This is a genomic window from Pseudomonas sp. PS01303 (genome assembly GCF_029959385.1).
GTDB lineage: Bacteria > Pseudomonadota > Gammaproteobacteria > Pseudomonadales > Pseudomonadaceae > Aquipseudomonas > Aquipseudomonas rustica.
The window spans coordinates 1-18,563 of record NZ_JASCPK010000117.1; the positions used below are offsets into that span (position 1 = coordinate 1).

Genomic DNA, 18,563 nt, shown 5'->3' on the forward strand with positions numbered 1-18,563 from the left:
GTTGTTTATGCGCGCTTACAACCCCTGATTGCTGCGGCGCCTGGATCGACGCCTGCGCGAGCAGGCTCGCTCCCACATTGGACTGCATTTCAAATGTGGGAGCGAGCCTGCTCGCGAATGGCAGCAACTCGGTTTTAAGGCTTTAGCGCTTTCTTCGGGTAGATGTCGTAGCGGCTCGATTTGCCATCCAGCGCATGGCTCGGTTTCGGCCCTTCAATGCACGGCGCCTTGCGCGGTCGTTTGACCACCACCCGGTGCGTCGCCAATGCCAGCGCCGCCTGCAACAGCGCCGGCGCATCCGGATCATCGCCCACCAGCGGCCGGAACAGACGCATCTCTTTCTTCACCAGCGCGGTCTTCTCGCGGTGCGGAAACATCGGGTCGAGATAAATCACCTGCGGCGCCTCACCTTCCCAGTTCTGCATGACCTCGATGGAATTGCCCTTGAGCAACTTCATCCGCGCCACGATTGGCGCTACTTCGAAATCTTCCGCACCACGCGCCAGCCCATCCTCCAACAGCGCGCCGATCAGCGGCTGGCGCTCGATCAGGCTCATCTCGCAACCCAGACTGGCCAGCACAAACGCATCCTTGCCCAAACCCGCCGTCGCATCCAGAACGCGCGGGCGCACGCCTTGCGCGACGCCGACAGCCTTGGCGATCATCTGCCCGCTGCCGCCACCGTATAAACGCCGATGCGCCGCGCCGCCCTCAACGAAGTCGACCCGCACCGGCCCCGGTGCGTCCGGGCCGAGCTGTTGCAGCTGCAACCCCTGCTCGCCGACCTGCAAGGCAAACTCGCCGTCAGCCACCTCGCGCGGCAGACCGAGACGCTCGGCCCACTGCGCAGCTTGCGCTTCAAACGTCGCGCCGAGGGGTTCGACATGGATGCGGCAGGCCGCGGGTTGCTCAATCATGGAAAACACGCTCAAAAATTCAAGGAGCGGCAAAAACCGCCGATAACTCATTCAACGCACATTTTGCCAGAGCTGAGCGTCAACCGAAAAAAATGTCAGGCATTCTTCCCACATCGATTGGCTACATTTCGCCCCATGGCGACTTTAGCCGTCAAAACACTCAAGCACTGAGCGGCGTCAGTCACCTGTGGCAGGATTTTTTTGCCCAGGCGCTGGCCGAGCAGACGAGTGATGTGGTGCCGGCCTGCGGCACGTTTCCACCGGTTGACCTGAGCAGCAGCGAAGAGCCGACCGTCGGCAGCGACCTGCACGCGCACATCGTCAGCCAGCGCGAATGCGATGTGGTGGAAACTCAAGTGCGTCCGCCGGAGCCGCTGTTCCTGCCGATTGCCGAATTCGAAACCGAGTTGCTCGACAAGCCGTTCCCACCGTTCCCGGCAGAAGAACTGAAAGCGCAGCAAGAGCAGCAGGATTTTGACAGCAGCTGGGTTCGCCCTGTGGTTATCAACAACGGCCAGCCAATGCCAGAACCGGGCCCGGCGCCGCAGAAAAAGCCTCTGTACCTGCCGATTGCCGAGTTCGACCTCGACCTGATGCAGAAACCATATCCGCCGTTCCCGCCGGAAGAAATCGTCGAGCAACAGAAGGCGCTGGACTTCGATAACGGCTGGGCACGCCCAATCGTTCTGCAGAACCTGCGCCTTGCCGCGTAATCCTCAGCGACACACGCTCCAGCGTCCGACATCGACATGAAAGTGATTGCGATGGGCAGCGTTGTAATCCGGACTCAACACCACACTGAACGCTTCGCAGGCGCCGTCGCGCACCTGCCGTAGAAATTGCGCGTCCTGATTTTGCTTCGGCCAGTCCTTGAGCACGCTGATGCTGCGCCCGTCAGCCAGACGAAACCCGGCAATGTCCAGCGCATCGGCACTGGCATGACGACTGAGTGCGCCGCTCTCGCGGTTGTAGACATTGCGGCAGGCGAAACTGCCGAGGTGATCGAGTCGCGTGACCTTCTGGCCATAGATCGATTGAGCTGCCGGTTGCAGCGTGTGGTGTTCAAACATCGCGTAGGCCACCGCTAGCGGGCAACTGGCGAGGAAACTGCTGCTCAGCGCCACCTCACCACCCTGCACGCGCAAGGCGCCGATCAGCGGGCACTTGGCGTCGGGGCTGTCGGATTGCCGGGTGACGCGCAGATCTGAACTGCTCAACGCTTGAGCGCAAAGTTCTGGATCACTGCGCAAGCGCATCAGCTTGTAACCGGTGAGCCAATTGGGCGTGGCTTTCACGTCCAGCGGCGCCCAAGGATTCCACTGCGGCGGCACCTCCAACCAGCCGCGCCAGACACTGAACGCGGCACCGCCGATCATCAACAGCACCAGGCAAAATATCCATCGCCCCATGTTCAGCCTTTGAAGAACTGATTGGCTTTGGCGTACGGCATCGATTGCGAGGTGAAGCCGAACGTGCCGGACTGCTGGATTTCTTCAGCGGCGCGGAAGAACTCGCCGAACGCCGCCAGCGCCAGTGCCGAACCGGTGCTGATGCGGCGTACGCCCATGTCCTGCAATTCCTGCACGGTCAGTTTCAAACCGCCGGACATCAACACGTTGACCGGTTTCGGCGCCACCGCACGTACCACTGCCAGCACTTCTTCGGCGTTGCGTAAACCCGGCGCGTACAGCACGTCGGCGCCAGCGTCGGCGAAGGCTTTCAAGCGGCGAATGGTGTCATCGAGGTCAGGATTGCCGTGCAGATAGTTCTCCGCACGCGCGGTGAGAATGAAAGGAAATGGCAGCGTGCGCACGGCAGCGACAGCGGCTTCGATGCGCGCCACGGCATGTTCAAAACAATAGATCGGCGCATCCGGGCGGCCCGTCGCGTCTTCGATCGAACCACCGACCGCGCCCGCTTCGGCGGCACGCAACAAGCTTTTCGCGGACTCGGTCGGGTCATCAGAAAAGCCGTTTTCCAGATCCACCGCCACCGGTAAATCGGTCGCAGAGACAATCGCGCGGACATTGGCCAAAGTCTCATCAAGACTCAACGCACCATCGGCCTTGCCCTGGGAAAACGCATAACCGGCACTGGTCGTGGCCAAGGCCTGATAGCCGAGGCTGGCGAGCATCTTCGCCGAACCTGCATCCCACGGATTGGGAATGACGAAGACTTGCGCACGCTCATGCAGCGCTTTGAAGGCGTGGGCTTTACGGGTTTGTGCTTGAAGGTCTGAGGCGTCCATCGGCTGGCTCCCGGGCAGGAAAACGAATCCGTCTCAGAGCAGGCCAAGTTGCTCGGCGGCGGGTTCTCTGTATAGCTCAGGCAGCGGTGGCAGGCCAGGCAAACGTTGCATCAATTGTGCGTGAAAACGTTGCGCCAGCTTCGCCGCCAACAGGTTGTCGGCGGTGTGCAGGAAGATGTACGGCGTGCGCCCCTCTTCGATCCACTCGGCGATTTTCGCCACCCAGGGCACGAGGAAGGTGTCGTTGGCTTCAAGCTCCGGATGGCCGATGAAGCGCACCTGCGGGAATTGCGTGAACGCCGCCGGGCGCGTCGGCACGCGGGGCTTTTTCGATTGCGCGTGAATCACCGAGGATTCGGTCGACAGGCAACTGAACAGTGCACGCGGATCGAGGCAGATGCGCTCGACGCCACGGTCGAGCAACAAGCGATTGAGCAGGCGTTCGCTCTCACCCTTGGCGAAGAACTGTTCATGGCGCACTTCCACCGCCAGCGGGCAATCCAGCGCATCGATGAACGCAGCCAGTTCCGGCAGCCGATGTGGCGTGAAGCTTTTCGATAATTGCAGCCACAACGGCGAAACACGCTGACCGAGAGGTTTGAGTAATTGCAGGAAGGTTTCGGCGGCAGTCAGTTGCTCGCGCAAGTCGCCGCTGTGGCTGATGTCGCCGGGGAATTTGGCGGTAAAGCGAAAGTGTTCGGGCATGACTTCGGCCCATCGCTGCACAGTGGCCGGCGACGGGCTGGCGTAGAAGGTCGTGTTGCCTTCGACGGCGTTGAATACTTGAGAATAGAGACCGAGGAAGTCAGAAGTTTTTGCGTCTACCGGGTAGAGATACTCGCGCCAGGCGTTTTCGCTCCAGGACGGGCAACCGAGGTAGTAAGGCAAATCCATCAGATGTACAGATCGAGGCCCAGCACGTCTGCATCCCAATCGACAAAACCGGCAGTGCTCAGGTAGCTGGCGAGGGCCATCGCTACGCTTTTGCTCATGGCGCGGTGGTAAATCATGTCTTGTTGGCGGGCGGGCAGATTGGCCAGGCGTTGTGCGGAAGCTTTGGCAGCGCGGGCGGCCAGTTGCTCTTCAGTCGGGAATTCCAGCTCGCCGTCGATATCGTCGACGGATTCATCCACGGTCACATTGCCTTTGCGAGGCTTGCGCTTGATGGGATAGGACTGAGAGGAGAGGCCGTCTATACGCATAAATTCATGCTCGGTATCGATGATGGCAATTTAGCGGCACCGGGCCGACTTAGCAAACTGCCGAGTGATAACTAGAACACATAAAGCGCAAAAGGTTTAAAGCGAGGGGGTGGAAACTGACGATTGGCAGGATTTGCGGAATGTCGCACTGGGTTCTGGGGGGAAGCTTGGTGGAGACCTTGGGTGAAGTCTTTGTGGCGAGGGGATTTATCCCCGTTCGGCTGCGCAGCAGTCGTAAATCCTGAAAACGCGGTGTCACTGGAAAAATGCAGGGGAGTGCTGCGCACTCCAACGGGGATAAATCCCCTCGCCACAAAATGTCCTCACCACTAAATCCTCTCAGCACAGAAACTGCAAACAGATCAGCGAGCCTTGGGTGTGGCGACTTTGTCGCGCAGATAAACCGGTTGTGCGTCATCTGCCGGGATCGACTCGCCGCGCTCCCAAGCGAAGCGCGCCAGAGTCAGCAAGTCTTCAGCATGAGGCAGCATGCCCGCATCCGAGCCAGTCAGATTGACGGCAATACGCTCGGCATACCCCCAACCGGTGCCGGCACCAAACCAGTCGCCACTGGCATCCGCCGGCAGCGCGACCACTTCCGGCGGCAACACCGCTTCGGCACCGACCAGACGCATCTCCCCCGCCGTCTCGCGGTAGCAGCCCCAATACACTTCATCCATGCGCGCATCTATGGCCGCTGCGACCTGGCTCACACCATGCTCACGCAACGCACGCTGCGCCAGCACCGCCAGGTTAGACACCGGCAACACCGGGCGATCCAGCGCAAACGCCAGGCCCTGCACGACACCAATGGCAATCCGCACACCGGTAAACGCACCCGGCCCGCGACCGAAAGCGATCGCATCGACCGCTTGCAACGTGGTGTCGGCGTCGGCCAGCAGTTGCTGAATCATCGGCAGCAGCTTCTGCGCGTGCAGACGCGGGATCACCTCGTAATGGCTAGTGACCTTACCGTCATGCAGCAAGGCAACGGAGCAAGCTTCAGTCGCGGTGTCCAGGGCCAGCAAGGTGCTCATCGATGTTTCCAAAACAGGGGTGGGAAAAAGTGCGTCAGTATAAACAACTACGGCCCGCAAGCGGGCCGTGGATGATGCTGCGATTCAGACTTTTCAGCTCAGCGCTGCCAGCACCTTGGCGGTGATTGCATCAACCGAACCTACGCCTGGAATGTGGCTGTACTTCGGCTTGCCAGCATTTTTGGCGGACAGGTTCTGATAGAACTCCACCAGCGGCTTGGTCTGCGAGTGGTAGACCGACAGGCGATGACGCACGGTTTCTTCAGTGTCGTCCTTGCGCTGTACCAGCTCTTCGCCGGTGATGTCGTCTTTGCCAGCGATTTTCGGCGGGTTGTAGACGATGTGGTAAACGCGGCCGCTGGCTTCGTGAACACGACGACCGGCGATGCGTTGAACGATTTCTTCGTCTTCAACAGCGATTTCAACCACAGCGTCCAGCTCGACGCCGGCGGTAACCAGTGCTTCAGCCTGCGGAATAGTGCGCGGGAAGCCGTCGAACAGGAAGCCGTTGGCGCAATCAGGCTGAGTGATACGATCTTTGACCAGTGCGATGATCAGGTCATCGGACACCAGGCCGCCGGCATCCATGATGCTCTTGGCTTGCACGCCCAGCGGAGTACCGGCCTTGACCGCTGCACGCAGCATGTCACCGGTGGAAATTTGTGGAATGCCGAATTTTTCGGTGATGAACTTTGCCTGAGTACCTTTACCGGCCCCGGGAGCTCCCAGCAGAATGACGCGCATTAGATGTGCTCCTCAATTTTTTTATAAAAAGCTTTTACAAAACAAAGGATTCGCCTCTTGGGACGAATCCTGAAAATACGGGACGTGGCCGCAGAAACGGCCAAAGGCTGATCAAGATACACAGCAGGCTGCGCCCACACAAGACGCCAAAAGTCGGAGAAACCTTCGCCCGCCGCGACCCTGCGACGCGGTGACCCAAGTCGCAACCCCATCATTAACTGTCGCCTGGCGGCACTTTCGCTCGTCAGGCAAAGCGGCAACCGGCGCATCTGGCCGGTGTCGCATGCCACAACAAAACCGTTAGCCGGTGTTGCGCAAACCGGCGGCGATCCCCGCCACAGACACCAGCAACGCCTGTTCCACCGGGCTGCCCTGCTCGACATTCTGCTGCCGTGAACGGGCCAGTAACTCGGCCTGCAATAGATGTAGCGGGTCGAGGTAAGTATTGCGCAGACGGATGAATTCGAGGGTGTCCGGGCTATGCGCCAGCAGCTGCGACTGACCGGTCAGACCAAGCACCACCGCGCACGCCTGCGACAATAGGTCGCGTAACTGCGCGCCCAACGGCAGCAAATCCACCTCGACCAGACGCTCGTCGTAGGACAACGCGATGTCCGCGTCGGCCTTGGCCAGCACCATTTCCAGCATGTCGATGCGCGTGCGGAAGAACGGCCATTGCTCGCGCATCTGCCCGAGCAACTCGCCTTCGCCGCGCTCCAGCGCTTTGCTCAACGCCGATTCCCAGCCGAGCCACGCCGGCAGCATCAGCCGCGTCTGCGTCCAGCCGAAGATCCACGGTATCGCCCGCAGACTTTCGATGCCGCCCGCGCGGCGTTTCGCCGGACGACTGCCGAGCGGCAAGCGGCCCAACTCCTGCTCCGGTGTGGACTGACGGAAATACTCAACGAACTGCGGATTCTCTCGCACCACCTGACGGTAAGCACTGACACCATCGGCCGCCAATTCATCCATCAGATGGCGCCATTCCGGCGTCGGTGGCGGCGGTGGCAGCAACGTCGCTTCAAGCACCGCCGCCAGATACAGATTGAGGTTTTGCTCGGCGATGTCCGGCAGGCCGAATTTGAATCGAATCATTTCCCCCTGCTCAGTGGTACGGAAACGCCCCGCCACCGACCCCGGTGGCTGCGACAGAATCGCCGCGTGCGCCGGGCCACCGCCACGGCCGACGGTGCCGCCGCGACCGTGAAACAGCAGCAATTCAACTTGCTGCTCACGGCAGATTTCCACCAAGCGTTCCTGCGCACGATATTGCGCCCAAGCTGCCGCCGTGGTGCCGGCGTCCTTGGCCGAGTCGGAGTAACCGATCATCACTTCCTGCGGGCCTTGCAGCCGTGCGCGGTAGCCCGGCAACAGCAACAGTCGCTCCATCACCGGCCCGGCGTTGTCGAGGTCGGCGAGGGTTTCGAACAGCGGCACCACACGCATCGGCCGCAACACGCCGGACTCTTTGAGCAGCAGTTGCACGGCGAGCACATCGGAAGCGGCGCCAGCCATGGAGATCACGTAGGAACCGAGCGAAGCGCCCGGTGCGGCAGCGATTTCCTTGCAGGTGTTGAGCACTTCGGCAGTGTCGGCCGACGGTTTGAAGTGCGCCGGCAGCAGTGGCCGGCGATTGCTCAGTTCTTGCGTGAGGAAACGGATGCGCTGTTCTTCATCCCAATCTTCGTAGCGACCGAGGCCGAGGTAGTCGGTGATTTCAGTCATCGCCGAGCTGTGCCGCGACGAATCCTGACGCACATCGAGGCGCACGAGGAACAGGCCAAACGTCACCGCGCGACGCAGGCAATCGAGTAACGGCCCGTCGGCAATCACGCCCATGCCGCATTCGTGCAGCGAGTTGAAACACAGTTCCAGCGGATCGAGCAGATCGCGATTGTTGCTCAGCACATCGGCCGGCGCAGGCGTTGGCGCGGTCAGTGCGGCGTGTGCCCAGTTGCGCGTCGCACGCAGGCGTTCGCGCAGTTGCTTAAGGACTGCGCGGTACGGTTCGGCGCTGTCGCCCGCCTTGGCTTTGAGCGCATCGCTGGCCTGCTGCATCGACAGCTCGGCCGCCAGATGATCGACATCGCGCAGGTACAAATCAGCGGCCATCCAGCGCGCCAGCAGCAACACTTCGCGGGTCACTGCGGCGGTGACGTTGGGGTTGCCGTCACGGTCGCCGCCCATCCACGACGCGAAGCGAATCGGCGCCGCCTCCAGCGGCAAACGCAGGCCGGTCGCTTCAAACAAGGCCTTGTCAGCCTTGCGCATATGGTTGGGAATCGCCTGCCACAGCGAATGTTCGATCACCGCAAAACCCCACTTGGCTTCGTCGACCGGCGTCGGTCGCGTGCGGCGAATTTCTTCAGTGTGCCAGGCTTCGGCGATCAGCCGTTGCAGGGTGTTTTGAATTTGCTCGCGTTCGGCGCTGGTCAGGTCGCGATGATCCTGCGCGGCGAGTTGCGCGGCGATCGCGTCGTACTTCTGGATCAGCGTGCGCCGCGCCACTTCGGTCGGGTGCGCGGTCAGCACCAGTTCGATTTCCAGTCGCGACAGCTGGCGGGCCAGCGATTCGGCGCTGTGGCCTTCGTTGCGCAAACGTGCGAGCAACTCGGGCAATACGCGGGATTCGAACGGCGCCGGCTGCGACTCTTCGCGCCGATGGATCAACTGATACTGCTCGGCGATGTTCGCCAGATTGAGAAACTGGTTGAACGCGCGCGCCACCGGGAGCAATTCGTCCTCGCTCAATTGATTGAGGCTGGCGCTCAGTTCAGCGTCCATCGAGCCACGGCGATCGGCCTTGGCGCCCTTGCGAATCTGCTCGATCTTGTCGAGGAACGCCTCGCCGTACTGGTCTCGAATGGTGTTGCCCAACAGCTCTCCGAGCAGGTGAACGTCTTCGCGCAAGCGTGCATCAATATCGGTCATCAGCAATTCCCCAGCAGTAATCCGGACGGCTTAGAAACGAGTGCATGACCTAGAGAGTGCCGCTCTGCGCCGCTTCTTACAAGCATCCGACCAAGGGACTTTAAACCTTGTGGCCGAAAGCTAGTCTCAACAGTAAGCCGTACAACGGCTTGCCGCCGGCCCCGGCGGACACTCACCCAGACCTGCCATGAGCAGGTGCGAAATGAGGTCATCATGAAAATTCGTGAACTCGCCCAGCATTGGGAAGAAAACGCCAAAGGTCGCCTGACCGACACTGGCTACACGATTCATCTGGACGTTGAGGCGGCTGCGCGACTGGCCGCGATTGCCGAGATGTACCCCAAACGGCATGCCGAAGAATTGCTCGGCGAACTGATTGGCGCAGCGCTTGAAGAGTTTGAAGCGAGCCTGCCGTATGTGAAGGGTTCGACGGTAGTGGCGACGGATGAGGAAGGTGATCCGCTGTACGAGGACGTCGGGCCTACGCCGCGTTTTCTGGCGCTGTCGCGGCGGCATTTGCATGACCTCTCGGCTGTTGAAGGCAAGCAAAAACACTGACCCAACACAGATCAAACTGTAGGAGCGAGCCTGCTCGCGATAGCGGTGTATCCGTCAAAATTGATGGTGACTGGCACACCGCTTTCGCGAGCAGGCTCACTCCTACAGGGATCGTATTTCAATTTGAAAATCGTGTGTTACCTGGCTTTTAAAACCCCGCGCGTACCGCTCTATCCCGCCAAAGTTCCCGCTTTAGAGCCTTGTCCATTCAGTCAAAAATTATTTTGGCGATTAGCCATCTTTTCTGAACTTTTGAAAAATCACTCCGGTCGGAACCTGTAACCACGCCTGGAACGAGCGTTTCAAAAACGCCTTTCACACGACGCTTTTCGGCTCCTCGACCAGGATGGATTTAGATGTTTTCAGGAGATGCCTAATGGAGTTGAAGACCATGAAAAACCAAACCTCGTTTACCCACCTGCGCGGTCTGAAACTGGCTGCTCTGGCGATCGGCACCAGCTTCGTTCTGGCCGGTTGCGCCGGTAATCCACCGACCGAGCAATACGCCGTGACGCAATCGGCCGTGAACAGCGCCGTCAGCGCTGGCGGTACCGAGTTCGCAGCGGTCGAGATGAAGCAAGCGCAGGACAAACTGAAACAAGCCGAAATCGCCATGCACGACAAGAAGTATGACGAGGCCCGCACCCTGTCCGAGCAAGCCGAGTGGGACGCTCGCGTAGCCGAACGCAAAGCTCAGGCAGCCAAGGCTGAACAAGCCGTGAAGGATTCCCAGAAAGGTGTTCAGGAACTGCGTCAGGAAAGTCAGCGCACCGTGCAATAAGCGCGCATCCCGACCGCAAAGCTGAAACTTTTATCGATAGAAAGGACGACAAATTATGCGTAAGCAACTGATGATCCCAGCTCTTCTGGCCGCAAGCGTTGCCTTGGCTGCCTGCTCCACTCCGCCTAACCCGAATCTGGAAAACGCGCGCACCAACTACGCCGGCCTGCAAGCCAACCCGCAGGCGAGCAAAGTCGCAGCGCTGGAAACCAAAGACGCCAGCGATTACCTGGACAAAGCCGACAAGGCTTATCTGGACAAGCAAGACGCGGCCAAGGTTGACCAACTGGCTTACCTGACCAATCAGCGCGTAGAAGTGGCCAAGCAGACCATCGCCCTGCGCACCGCTGAAAACAACCTGAAAAACGCCGCTGCCCAACGTGCCCAAGCGCGTCTGGATGCCCGTGATCAGCAGATCAAACAACTGCAGGACAGCCTGAACGCCAAGCAGACCGATCGCGGTACGCTGGTGACTTTCGGTGACGTACTGTTCGCTACCGATCGTGCTGACCTGAAATCCAGCGGTCTGGTCAACATCAACAAACTGGCGCAGTTCCTTCAGGAAAACCCGGATCGCAAAGTGATCGTCGAGGGTTACACCGACAGCACCGGTACTGCCAGCCACAACCAGACCCTGTCTGAGCGTCGCGCCAACTCCGTGCGTACCGCACTGGTAAAAATGGGCGTTGATCCAGCGCGCATCGTCGCTCAGGGTTATGGCAAGGAATACCCGGTTGCCGAGAACAGCAACGCTTCGGGCCGTGCGCAAAACCGTCGTGTGGAAGTGACCATTTCCAACGACAACCAGCCGGTTGTGCCACGTTCGGCTGTTAGCTCGAACTAAGCTGTAGGCTGTAACGCAAAAGCCCCGCCTGAGTGATCAGGCGGGGCTTTTTTGTGCCCTTCTGTAGGAGCAGAGCTTGCTCGCGAAAGCAGTCTCACATTCAACATCGTTGGTGACGGACACACCGCCTTCGCGAGCAAGCTCTGCTCCTACAATGAATCGGGTTATGGCTGGAGTTTTTGCGGGGTCTCTTCGCCCATGCAGCGCACGGCTTTTTTCTGCGCATTGATCAGCACACCGGTCAAACCTTTCTGCTCGGTATCAAACAACACCAGCACGCCATCAATGCACTGCGCCACTTGCGCTGCCGGCTCCAGCGAAACTTTGTAATCCTCCCCAGGCACCGTTTTGAGCATGGTGAATTCGTTGAGCAGCAACGCATCCTCGGGTTTGGCGAAGTGCAGGTAACCGTAGTACCACAGCGCCCCGACGGTGCCGAGGATGCTGCAGATACCGGTGATGATCAGCGGGATGGCGTTGCGTTCTTCAGTCATTGCGGACTCTCATCTTCAGAATTCGGGGGTGTCGGGTAATTGGGGATTTCACCGAGGCGGCGCAGGCCGTTGAAATGTTCGGGATCTTCCAGATAGCGCAGCATCACCTGGCGCCACACCGGGTCGCCGAAGGTTTGCACATGGCCGCCGCGAGTCAGTTGCAGCACGCGCGGTGGCGGCGCAGCTTGATACAGACGGATGCCGTTGGAAAGCGGTACCAGCGGATCGTCGATGCTGTGGAAGATCAGCTTCGGCACGCCATTCAGCTGCGGCATCGAGTTGATCGCACTGTCGCCATCCGGCACCAGCCACGACAGCGGTACTTGGAATGGCCAGGTCAGCCACGACGTGCTCAGCGCGTATTGGCCGACGCTGCGGTAACTGGCGGGCACGCCATCGAGCACCAACGCCTTGAGCTGCTTCTGTCGCTCAGGGTGCTGCACCAGCCAATGCACGGCCATCGATCCGCCAAGGCTCTGGCCGAGCAGCACCAGCGGCTTGCCTTTGACCTCGGGTGCCTTGTCCAGCCAGGCGAACGCGGCGTCGATGTCCTGATAGATCGCCGGCAAACTCGGCTCGCCCTCGGACAAGCCATAACCGCGATAGTCGACCAGCAGCACTTGATAGCCGTTCTTCGGCAACCACCAACTGCCGCCCAAATGCATCGGCAAATTGCCGCCGTTGCCGTGCAGGTGCAGGACGGTGCCTTTGAACTCGACGCCGGGCTTGGCCGGTAGCCACCAGGCGTTGAGCTTCAAGCCATCGGCGGTGACCAGCGTGACGGTGCGGTATTCGAGCTTGGCTTTTTCCGGGGTGAAGATCTGGCCCGGTTCGGGGTAGAACAATAACGAGCTGCAACCGCTGAGGGTCAGGAGCAGGCAGAAAATGCCGAGGATTCTCATCCGGTGAAACCTCGCAAAAATTCAGGTTCAGATCGTTCCCACGCTCTGCGTGGGAATGCATCCCGTGACGCTCTGCGTCACAGTTGACGCGGAGCGTCCATGGCGGCATTCCCACGCGGAGCGTGGGAACGATCGGTCTGTAGTGGGTTAGAGGATATTGGAGTAGTCCGCTTCGATCCGGTCCAGGCTCAAGTGATTGAGGAAGTTGGAGAAACACATCCACGCCGACAACGCGTTCAAATCGCGGAACTGATCCGGCAAGTATTTCGGCGCCACCACCAACCCCTCATCCACCAACTGACGCAAGGTACGCATGTCTTCCAGCGTGGTCTTGCCGCAGAACAACAGCGGGATCTGCTCAAGCTTGCCCTTACGCACGGCCAACTGAATGTAGTTGTAAACCATGATAAAGCCCTTGAGATAGGACAAGTCTTTGGTAAATGGCAGCCCCGTCGGCGTCGAGCCACGGAACACGCGACTGGCGTTGCCGTAGCTTTCCGCCATCTCGAAGCCCTGCTCGCGGAAGAACTCGAACACCTGCAAAAAGTCCGCGCCCTCCTCGACCATGTGAATCGCGCGGGTGCGGTTGGTCAGTTTGCGCAGGCGGCTCGGGTAGGAGGCGAAGGTGATGATTTCCATCAGAATCGCCAGGCCTTCCTGGGTGACCGTCGACGACGGCGGGCCTTTGGAGAGGAAGGTGCAAATCGGCTGATTCAAACCGTTGAGCGTGGTGCCGACATGCACCAGCCCTTCGTGAACTTCCAGCGCACGCACATCACGATCGTTGAACATCGCGTCGGTGCGGATCTTGATGTAATCCGCGCCCGCCGCCGCGTCAGCGACGATGCCGTCGGACTCGAACACGCGAATGGTTTCCTCGGCCTCGCCAAAAACCTTGTTCAGACGCGTCTGCAACAGGTGCACGGCGTCTTTGGCGGTGAGGGTTTTCGGCTCATCCTTCAGGTCGCCACGGCCGTCGATGTTGTTTAGGTAGTCGGACATCATCAGGCCAAGGTCGGCCAGGGTCGGGTCACCGGCGTGGAACGCATCGGACGCGGCGCCATACAGCTCTTGCGAGATCAGACCGAAATCCTCGGTGCCGCGCGCTTCGAGCATGCGCACCACCATGCGGTACTCCTTGCACATGCGCCGCATGATCTGCCCGACCGGGTTGAACTGACCGAGTTGGCGGGTGATGTCGCGCTCGATGTTCTGGAATTCCAGTTTGACCTTGCTCGAATCGAAACTCAGTGGCCGATTGAGGTAGTAGTCGCGGTCGATCGCCGGCATTTCCTTGCCTTTGGCCTTGAGAAACCCCTTGCGGATGTTCTCGTCCCACTTGACCGCGTCGAGGACACGGATCGGCGTTTGCGCCAGCACAATGCGGTCGGACAACATGCGTATCGTCTGCTGGTAATCGTCCACCTGAAACTCCTGTAGATACGTGACGTACTGAATTTATTTGGCGCGGGCCTGGCGCTGGTAACGCACGGCCTCGACGAAAACATCGGAATTGGCCGGATCATCGAGGTAAGCAAAGACCTTGTCGAGGCTGCTGTCGACCTGCACGCCGTCGCCATCGTCGGTCTGGAATGGCTGACCGTCGAGAGCTTTTTGCTTGATCGCTTGATTGATCTGCTCGAGATCGAGGTTGTAGACCACCAATTCGTGTTTATCGGTGAGTTCGAAACCGGCGATGGTGAAGTGGCCGCCGTACTGCGCCGGGACTTTTGCCGACAAGTACCAGCGGTTGCCGTGGCGCGAGACGGTGAACGGATAGGCTTCGCGTTCGCGGGGTTTGGCTTTGAAATACGTGACCGCCTGATAGCGATCATTGCCCAGGCGCGTCAGCTCAAGGTTCATCGGCTCGCCCCAGGCATTGGTGCTCGACCATTTGCCGAGCAGGCCTTTGGGCGCCGGCTCACTGGCGGTCAGCGGCTCCTTGAACGTCACCAGACAACCACTGAGCAGCAGGAACGACAAGGCGATCAGCACGCTACGCCAGGCTTTCATTCGATACTCCCTATGAACATTACCTGCCCTCATGGTGATCGATCGTTCCCACGCTCTGCGTGGGAATGCATCCACTGACGCTCTGCGTCATGTCGGCAAGGGACGCGGAGCGTCCCGGGCGGCATTCCCACGCAGAGCGTGAGGAACGATCAGCGCAGTTCAGACCGACGCGAGCACCAGGTGCATGTAGCGCGTCAGAATGCCGAGCATGTCTTCTTCGGCCAAAGGCTCGGCGTCGTTGAGCAGGCCCTGATATTCCATCCGTCCGATAATCGCCGTCAACACCTTGGCATCTTGCTGCGGCTCACGCGAGCCCAGCACCTGAAACAACTGGCAGGTGCCCTGCAACAGAATCTGCTGATGCGAGCGCACCAGAATCGCCAGCCCCGGGTTAAGCAACGCTTCCTGTCGGAACGCCTGCTCGGCCATCAAATGCTCGCGACGGTTGACCAACTGCCGGTGCACATAGTCGGCCATCAACCGCGCAATATCGTCCGCCAGTTGCGAACGCGACTCCGGGCTGCCATCGCCGCTGACGACCATCTCACGCAACAGGCCTTCGTTGTTGTTCCACAACTTGGCCATGTATTCCGCGCTGCGCTCGACATATTGCGCGAAGGTATCGGTGAGCAGATCATCGATGTCCTTGAAGTAATACGTGGTCGCCGACAGCGGCACACCGGCCTCTGCCGCCACCGCACGATGACGCACGGCGCGCACGCCATCACGCACGACAATGCGCATCGCCGCGTCAAGAATGTCCTGTCGACGCTGCTCACTGCCCTGCCGGCTGGCCTTGCGACCCTGGTACTGAACACTTTCAGCGACCGCAGTGGCGATACCCGCTGCACCTTCTTGAGCTATTGCACCCATCACGACCGGACTTCCTCTGCTAATTCCAAAGTAACCAATTGATACATTTGTACCAGACAGGCAATAAAAAGCCGCCTGTTTTAGGCGGCTTTTTAACTGAAACGTTTACGCTTGCGGTCGCATGTGCGGGAACAGGATCACATCGCGGATCGACGGTGAGTTGGTCAGCAACATCACCAGACGGTCGATGCCGATGCCTTCACCGGCCGTTGGCGGCATGCCGTACTCCAGCGCGCGAACAAAGTCGGCGTCGTAGTGCATGGCTTCGTCGTCGCCGGCGTCCTTGTCGGCCACCTGCGCCATGAAGCGCTCGGCCTGGTCTTCCGCGTCGTTCAACTCGGAGTAGGCATTGGCGATTTCACGGCCACCGATGAACAGCTCGAAGCGGTCGGTGACGTTCGGGTTGTCGTCGTTGCGACGGGCCAGCGGCGACACTTCGAACGGGTACTGAGTGATGAAGTGCGGCTGTTCCAGCTTGTGCTCGACCAGTTCTTCGAAAATCATCACCTGCAGTTTGCCCAGACCTTCGAAGCCCAGCACCTTGGCGCCGGCCTTCTTGGCGATGGCGCGGGCCTTGTCGATGTCGTTCAGATCATCGGCAGTCAGCTCAGGGTTGTACTTGAGGATCGAGTCGAACACCGACAGACGCACGAACGGCTCGCCGAAGTGGAACACCTTGTCGCCGTACGGCACGTCGGTGCTGCCCAGAACCAACTGCGCCAGCTCACGGAACAGTTCTTCGGTCAGGTCCATGTTGTCTTCGTAGTCGGCGTACGCCTGGTAGAACTCCAACATGGTGAATTCTGGGTTGTGACGCGTCGATACGCCTTCGTTACGGAAGTTGCGGTTGATCTCGAAAACCTTTTCAAAACCACCAACCACCAGACGCTTCAGGTACAGCTCCGGGGCGATACGCAGGAACATTTCCATGTCCAGCGCGTTGTGGTGGGTTTCGAACGGTTTGGCCGCTGCGCCGCCCGGAATGGTCTGCAGCATCGGCGTTTCGACTTCAAGGAAGTCGCGCTTCATCAGGAAGCTGCGGATGTGCGCGATCACTTGCGAACGCACGCGGAACGTCTGGCGCACTTCTTCGTTGACGATCAGGTCAACGTAGCGCTGACGGTAGCGCTGTTCGGTGTCGGTCAGGCCGTGGTGCTTGTCCGGCAGCGGACGCAGGGATTTGGTCAGCAGACGCACGCTGGTCATTTCAACGTACAGGTCGCCCTTGCCGGAACGCGCCAGGGTGCCTTCGGCGGCAATGATGTCGCCCATGTCCCAGGTTTTCACCGCGGCCAGGGTGTCTTCCGACAGGGTTTTACGGTTGACGTAGACCTGAATGCGACCGGTCATGTCCTGAATCACCATGAACGAGCCACGGTTGAGCATGATGCGACCGGCAACCTTGACCGGGATTGCAGCCTCTGCCAGCTCTTCCTTGGTCTTGTCCGCGTATTTCTTCTGCAGATCTTCGCAGTAGTTTTCGCGGCGGAAGTCGTTCGGGAAGGCGTTGCCCTTGGCGCGCTCGGCAGCCAGCTTTTCCTTGCGCAGGGCGATCAGGGAGTTTTCTTCCTGTTGCAGGGCTTGCGGGTCGAGTTGTTGGTCGCTCATGTCTTTAGATATTCCATCAGGTTCATTGCCTCCGGGCCTTGCGGCCCGGGGATCGCCAGCAGGCTGGCTCCTACAGGGATCGAGGTGAATCAGTCGCCCTGTATTGCGTCTTTTACAGCCCTGATTTCAGGCTGGCATACAGGTATTCGTCGATGTCGCCGTCGAGTACCTTGTCGCAGTCGCTGCGTTCGATGTTGGTGCGCAGATCCTTGATCCGCGACGCATCGAGCACGTACGAGCGAATCTGGTGACCCCAGCCGATATCGGACTTGGTGTCTTCCAGCGCTTGCGATGCGGCGTTGCGTTTCTGCATTTCCTGCTCGTACAACTTGGCCCGCAGCATTTTCATGGCGGTGTCCTTGTTGGCGTGCTGGGAACGTTCGTTCTGGCAGCTGACCACGGTGTTGGTCGGTACGTGAGTGATACGTACGGCCGAGTCGGTGGTGTTTACGTGCTGACCACCGGCACCCGAGGAACGATAGGTGTCGATCCGCAAGTCTGCCGGGTTGATTTCGATTTCCACCTTGTCATCGATCTCTGGCGAGACGAAAACCGCGGAGAACGAGGTGTGACGACGGTTGCCGGAGTCGAACGGGCTCTTGCGCACCAGACGGTGTACGCCGATCTCGGTGCGCAGCCAGCCAAAGGCGTATTCGCCCTTGATGTGCACGGTCGCACCTTTGATACCGGCGACTTCACCGGCCGACAATTCCATGATGGTGGCGTCGAAACCGCGTTTATCCGCCCAGCGCAGGTACATGCGCAGGAGGATGTTGGCCCAGTCTTGCGCTTCGGTGCCGCCGGAACCGGCCTGGATGTCCAGGTAGGCGTTGTTCGGATCCATTTCATGACTGAACATGCGGCGGAATTCCAGCTTGGCCAGATTTTCCTCGAGACGGGCCAGCTCGGCGACGACATCGCCCACTGCGCCTTCGTCGTTTTCTTCGACGGCCATGTCCAGCAGATCGCGGCAATCGGCCAGGCCGGCGTTCAGTTCATCGAGGGTGTCGACGATCTGCGCCAGCGCCGAACGCTCGCGGCCCAGCTCCTGGGCGTATTCAGGTTTGTTCCAGACACTCGGATCTTCAAGCTCGCGATTGACTTCAGTCAGACGCTCATGCTTTTGATCGTAGTCAAAGATACCCCCGAATAGTTTCGGAGCGCTCGGACAGGTCCTTGATGGTGTTCAGGATCGGGTTGATTTCCATGACGGGCAGCACTCGTTGGCGAACTTTTGAAAGCCGGCGAGTATAACGTAATCAGGCTGTGACGGCAGCCCGTCTGGCGGCTGTGGCGGCGATTCACTTGACGCCTTTCACCTGTAGGAGCTGCCGAAGGCTGCGATCTTTTGACTTTGATTTTAAAAACAGATCAAAAGATCGCAGCCTTCGGCAGCTCCTACAGGGGATTG

Annotated in this window: 19 protein-coding genes; 4 read left to right on the forward strand and 15 right to left on the reverse strand. The window is 59.6% G+C overall.

Annotated features, from left to right (window positions below; translation table 11 throughout):
- Positions 1 to 134: 134 nt before the first annotated feature.
- Complete coding sequence (locus QMX93_RS23575; RefSeq protein WP_282358161.1) at positions 135 to 914, reverse strand: class I SAM-dependent methyltransferase; 780 nt, start codon at positions 912 to 914, stop codon at positions 135 to 137.
- Between the two features lie 95 nt (positions 915 to 1,009).
- On the opposite strand from QMX93_RS23575, the gene QMX93_RS23580 reads away from it, so the two are divergent.
- The gene (locus QMX93_RS23580; RefSeq protein ID WP_159813050.1) at positions 1,010 to 1,630 is read left to right on the forward strand and encodes an energy transducer TonB; all 621 of its coding nucleotides are present in this window, start codon (positions 1,010 to 1,012) and stop codon (positions 1,628 to 1,630) included.
- A gap of 3 nt (positions 1,631 to 1,633) precedes the next feature.
- On the opposite strand, the gene QMX93_RS23585 is transcribed toward QMX93_RS23580, so the two are convergent.
- From QMX93_RS23585 to ppc, 7 genes are all read right to left on the reverse strand, one after another.
- Positions 1,634 to 2,326: an extensin family protein gene (locus QMX93_RS23585; protein WP_282358154.1), complete on the reverse strand. Its 693-nt coding sequence runs from the start codon at positions 2,324 to 2,326 to the stop codon at positions 1,634 to 1,636.
- Between the two features lie 2 nt (positions 2,327 to 2,328).
- On the reverse strand, positions 2,329 to 3,165 hold the full coding sequence (locus QMX93_RS23590) for an isocitrate lyase/phosphoenolpyruvate mutase family protein (RefSeq protein WP_282358155.1): 837 nt from the start codon (positions 3,163 to 3,165) through the stop codon (positions 2,329 to 2,331).
- A gap of 33 nt (positions 3,166 to 3,198) precedes the next feature.
- Complete coding sequence (locus QMX93_RS23595) at positions 3,199 to 4,059, reverse strand: DUF72 domain-containing protein (RefSeq protein WP_212543966.1); 861 nt, start codon at positions 4,057 to 4,059, stop codon at positions 3,199 to 3,201.
- A complete protein-coding gene (locus QMX93_RS23600; RefSeq protein ID WP_053117564.1) occupies positions 4,059 to 4,367 on the reverse strand; it encodes a hypothetical protein in 309 nt (102 codons plus the stop codon). Before QMX93_RS23600 ends, QMX93_RS23595 begins: the two co-directional genes overlap by 1 nt.
- A 362-nt stretch (positions 4,368 to 4,729) precedes the next feature.
- Positions 4,730 to 5,404: a tRNA (adenosine(37)-N6)-threonylcarbamoyltransferase complex dimerization subunit type 1 TsaB gene (tsaB, locus tag QMX93_RS23605; RefSeq protein WP_282358156.1), complete on the reverse strand. Its 675-nt coding sequence runs from the start codon at positions 5,402 to 5,404 to the stop codon at positions 4,730 to 4,732.
- Positions 5,405 to 5,497: 93 nt separating this feature from the next.
- Entirely contained in the window at positions 5,498 to 6,148 is a 651-nt protein-coding gene (gene adk, locus QMX93_RS23610; RefSeq protein ID WP_282358157.1) for an adenylate kinase, read from the reverse strand.
- Between the two features lie 300 nt (positions 6,149 to 6,448).
- Positions 6,449 to 9,079 (reverse strand): phosphoenolpyruvate carboxylase, encoded by a 2,631-nt coding sequence (gene ppc, locus QMX93_RS23615; RefSeq protein ID WP_282358158.1) that lies wholly within the window; start codon positions 9,077 to 9,079, stop codon positions 6,449 to 6,451.
- A 213-nt stretch (positions 9,080 to 9,292) separates the two neighbouring features.
- Between ppc and QMX93_RS23620 the strand changes: the two genes are divergently transcribed.
- The 3 genes from QMX93_RS23620 (at position 9,293) to QMX93_RS23630 (ending at position 11,262) form a co-directional block, all read left to right on the forward strand.
- Positions 9,293 to 9,637, forward strand: a complete 345-nt coding sequence (locus tag QMX93_RS23620) for a hypothetical protein (RefSeq protein WP_016983304.1) — start codon at positions 9,293 to 9,295, stop codon at positions 9,635 to 9,637.
- Positions 9,638 to 10,013: 376 nt separating this feature from the next.
- Positions 10,014 to 10,418, forward strand: coding sequence for a DUF4398 domain-containing protein (locus QMX93_RS23625; RefSeq protein WP_034154861.1), 405 nt, complete (start codon positions 10,014 to 10,016; stop codon positions 10,416 to 10,418).
- Positions 10,419 to 10,473: 55 nt separating this feature from the next.
- Positions 10,474 to 11,262 carry an OmpA family protein gene (locus tag QMX93_RS23630; RefSeq protein WP_053117547.1) on the forward strand — a complete coding sequence of 263 codons (789 nt, stop codon included), beginning with the start codon at positions 10,474 to 10,476 and terminating at the stop codon, positions 11,260 to 11,262.
- A 164-nt stretch (positions 11,263 to 11,426) separates the two neighbouring features.
- Here QMX93_RS23630 and QMX93_RS23635 read toward each other — a convergent pair whose 3' ends face one another.
- From QMX93_RS23635 to prfB, 7 genes are all read right to left on the reverse strand, one after another.
- On the reverse strand, positions 11,427 to 11,756 hold the full coding sequence (locus QMX93_RS23635; protein WP_053117545.1) for a hypothetical protein: 330 nt from the start codon (positions 11,754 to 11,756) through the stop codon (positions 11,427 to 11,429).
- A complete protein-coding gene (locus tag QMX93_RS23640; RefSeq protein ID WP_282358159.1) occupies positions 11,753 to 12,658 on the reverse strand; it encodes an alpha/beta hydrolase in 906 nt (301 codons plus the stop codon). Before QMX93_RS23640 ends, QMX93_RS23635 begins: the two co-directional genes overlap by 4 nt.
- A gap of 147 nt (positions 12,659 to 12,805) precedes the next feature.
- Positions 12,806 to 14,056 carry a flavohemoglobin expression-modulating QEGLA motif protein gene (locus tag QMX93_RS23645; protein ID WP_172680080.1) on the reverse strand — a complete coding sequence of 417 codons (1,251 nt, stop codon included), beginning with the start codon at positions 14,054 to 14,056 and terminating at the stop codon, positions 12,806 to 12,808.
- Between the two features lie 60 nt (positions 14,057 to 14,116).
- Entirely contained in the window at positions 14,117 to 14,671 is a 555-nt protein-coding gene (locus QMX93_RS23650) for a hypothetical protein (protein WP_282358160.1), read from the reverse strand.
- Positions 14,672 to 14,830: 159 nt separating this feature from the next.
- Positions 14,831 to 15,544 carry a TetR family transcriptional regulator gene (locus tag QMX93_RS23655; protein WP_053117532.1) on the reverse strand — a complete coding sequence of 238 codons (714 nt, stop codon included), beginning with the start codon at positions 15,542 to 15,544 and terminating at the stop codon, positions 14,831 to 14,833.
- A gap of 105 nt (positions 15,545 to 15,649) precedes the next feature.
- Complete coding sequence (gene lysS, locus QMX93_RS23660) at positions 15,650 to 17,152, reverse strand: lysine--tRNA ligase (RefSeq protein WP_016983551.1); 1,503 nt, start codon at positions 17,150 to 17,152, stop codon at positions 15,650 to 15,652.
- 112 nt (positions 17,153 to 17,264) lie between these two features.
- Positions 17,265 to 18,360 (reverse strand): peptide chain release factor 2 gene (gene prfB, locus QMX93_RS23665; RefSeq protein WP_102358477.1). Its coding sequence is split into 2 segments (ribosomal slippage): positions 17,265 to 18,287 and positions 18,289 to 18,360, totalling 1,095 coding nucleotides; the frame shifts between segments, so codons are not numbered across the junction.
- Positions 18,361 to 18,563 lie beyond the last annotated feature (203 nt).

Excerpts from the sequence above, each read along its gene's own strand:
- QMX93_RS23580 (WP_159813050.1), top strand. The coding sequence starts at position 1,010 with ATGTCAGGCATTCTTCCCACATCGATTGGCTACATTTCGCCCCATGGC.
- QMX93_RS23585 (WP_282358154.1), bottom strand. The coding sequence starts at position 2,326 with ATGGGGCGATGGATATTTTGCCTGGTGCTGTTGATGATCGGCGGTGCC.
- QMX93_RS23590 (WP_282358155.1), bottom strand. The coding sequence starts at position 3,165 with ATGGACGCCTCAGACCTTCAAGCACAAACCCGTAAAGCCCACGCCTTC.
- QMX93_RS23595 (WP_212543966.1), bottom strand. The coding sequence starts at position 4,059 with ATGGATTTGCCTTACTACCTCGGTTGCCCGTCCTGGAGCGAAAACGCC.
- QMX93_RS23600 (WP_053117564.1), bottom strand. The coding sequence starts at position 4,367 with ATGCGTATAGACGGCCTCTCCTCTCAGTCCTATCCCATCAAGCGCAAG.
- tsaB (WP_282358156.1), bottom strand. The coding sequence starts at position 5,404 with ATGAGCACCTTGCTGGCCCTGGACACCGCGACTGAAGCTTGCTCCGTT.
- adk (WP_282358157.1), bottom strand. The coding sequence starts at position 6,148 with ATGCGCGTCATTCTGCTGGGAGCTCCCGGGGCCGGTAAAGGTACTCAG.
- ppc (WP_282358158.1), bottom strand. The coding sequence starts at position 9,079 with ATGACCGATATTGATGCACGCTTGCGCGAAGACGTTCACCTGCTCGGA.
- QMX93_RS23620 (WP_016983304.1), top strand. The coding sequence starts at position 9,293 with ATGAAAATTCGTGAACTCGCCCAGCATTGGGAAGAAAACGCCAAAGGT.
- QMX93_RS23625 (WP_034154861.1), top strand. The coding sequence starts at position 10,014 with ATGGAGTTGAAGACCATGAAAAACCAAACCTCGTTTACCCACCTGCGC.
- QMX93_RS23630 (WP_053117547.1), top strand. The coding sequence starts at position 10,474 with ATGCGTAAGCAACTGATGATCCCAGCTCTTCTGGCCGCAAGCGTTGCC.
- QMX93_RS23635 (WP_053117545.1), bottom strand. The coding sequence starts at position 11,756 with ATGACTGAAGAACGCAACGCCATCCCGCTGATCATCACCGGTATCTGC.
- QMX93_RS23640 (WP_282358159.1), bottom strand. The coding sequence starts at position 12,658 with ATGAGAATCCTCGGCATTTTCTGCCTGCTCCTGACCCTCAGCGGTTGC.
- QMX93_RS23645 (WP_172680080.1), bottom strand. The coding sequence starts at position 14,056 with ATGTTGTCCGACCGCATTGTGCTGGCGCAAACGCCGATCCGTGTCCTC.
- QMX93_RS23650 (WP_282358160.1), bottom strand. The coding sequence starts at position 14,671 with ATGAAAGCCTGGCGTAGCGTGCTGATCGCCTTGTCGTTCCTGCTGCTC.
- QMX93_RS23655 (WP_053117532.1), bottom strand. The coding sequence starts at position 15,544 with ATGGGTGCAATAGCTCAAGAAGGTGCAGCGGGTATCGCCACTGCGGTC.
- lysS (WP_016983551.1), bottom strand. The coding sequence starts at position 17,152 with ATGAGCGACCAACAACTCGACCCGCAAGCCCTGCAACAGGAAGAAAAC.